The sequence below is a fragment of the Psychrobacter sp. TB20-MNA-CIBAN-0197 genome, assembly GCF_040309765.1.
Lineage (GTDB): Bacteria > Pseudomonadota > Gammaproteobacteria > Pseudomonadales > Moraxellaceae > Psychrobacter > Psychrobacter submarinus.
Map to the genome: position 1 here is coordinate 1 of NZ_JBEOPC010000070.1, position 1,090 is coordinate 1,090.

Here is a 1,090-nt window from a genome sequence, read left to right on the forward strand (position 1 = left end):
ATATAACTCCATTGCTATTTCAACTTGCTGAAAGCACAAAGCCTTTTCATTTATTTCAAGTTTTAAAATAATGTGTAAAAACATGAGTAAAGTTTAGCTACTAGTTTGATCAGCTAAACTTTGCTCGTTCTTTTAATCAAGTATTTATACAGCTTCTTTAGCATTCATTAAATCAATAAACGCCGCCTCAAGCACACCAATCGCCTCATCATCAACGATTAACCCCTCATCTATCTGGCGCTGTACCCATACATGAAGCGCCTCATCATTATAGAAAATCGGATTCACGCCCAATATTTTGGCCAGCTGTGAACCTTGCTGTATTTGTAAGTTTTCAATAAGTTGCTTGGTTAAAACCTTCACATTGTGATCAAACCAAGATGACGTTGTTGGTTGCTGCGCTGACGTATACATAATAACCTCCTGTAGGTTAATTAGATTTTTTAATTAATTAAATGTCCTGCTACAGGTAAAATTATACACGCATTTTGACTCATTGCAAGATAAAATAACCTACTGTAGATTATTTTGTATTTTTAGAAGTTATATTTCTGGATTGTCAACAAGCTCATATAGGTCGCCTACCTCAATTTCAAAATAGCGGCATAGCTTTTCAATCACTTCTAAATCTACTCGAGTGGCTTCTTCATGATACATACGCGTGATTGTGCCTCTGTTGATAGAAGTTTCTCTTGCAACATCTGCAATTTTAAGGCGCTTTTCACCCATTATTGTTGATAAATGACACTTAATCATGATCGTCTCCTATTTCAAATATAGTGCTACTAGCATACAAATTATTCGCTAGACACGCATAGTGCTATTAAGCAGTGCATTTTACTACGTGTCATATCGGTTTAATAGCAAGACCTGTCCAATACTAATAAGCTCAATACTTTCAGTTGTGCTTACTAGCCCTTTGCGATAATATACTTATATGAGTACTTACTCATTTGAGTGTATGAATATATAATCATCATAAGGCCTTTACCATGAAAGTAATCGCAGTACTGAACCAAAAAGGCGGCAGCGGCAAGACCACGATAGCCACGCATTTGGCACGTGGGCTACAACTTCAGGGTCATAGTGT

The 1,090-nt window shown here is 36.5% G+C and carries 3 protein-coding genes; 1 reads left to right on the forward strand and 2 read right to left on the reverse strand.

All coding sequences use genetic code 11. The features are described from left to right. Positions 1-144: 144 nt before the first annotated feature. The gene (locus AAEY83_RS12650) at positions 145-414 is read right to left on the reverse strand and encodes a hypothetical protein (protein WP_025643761.1); all 270 of its coding nucleotides are present in this window, start codon (positions 412-414) and stop codon (positions 145-147) included. 129 nt (positions 415-543) lie between these two features. After that, complete coding sequence (locus AAEY83_RS12655; protein ID WP_025643759.1) at positions 544-756, reverse strand: helix-turn-helix domain-containing protein; 213 nt, start codon at positions 754-756, stop codon at positions 544-546. Positions 757-992: 236 nt separating this feature from the next. Between AAEY83_RS12655 and AAEY83_RS12660 the strand changes: the two genes are divergently transcribed. Beyond that, on the forward strand, positions 993-1,090 hold a 98-nt coding region (locus AAEY83_RS12660; protein WP_351059234.1), incomplete at its 3' end, for a nucleotide-binding protein.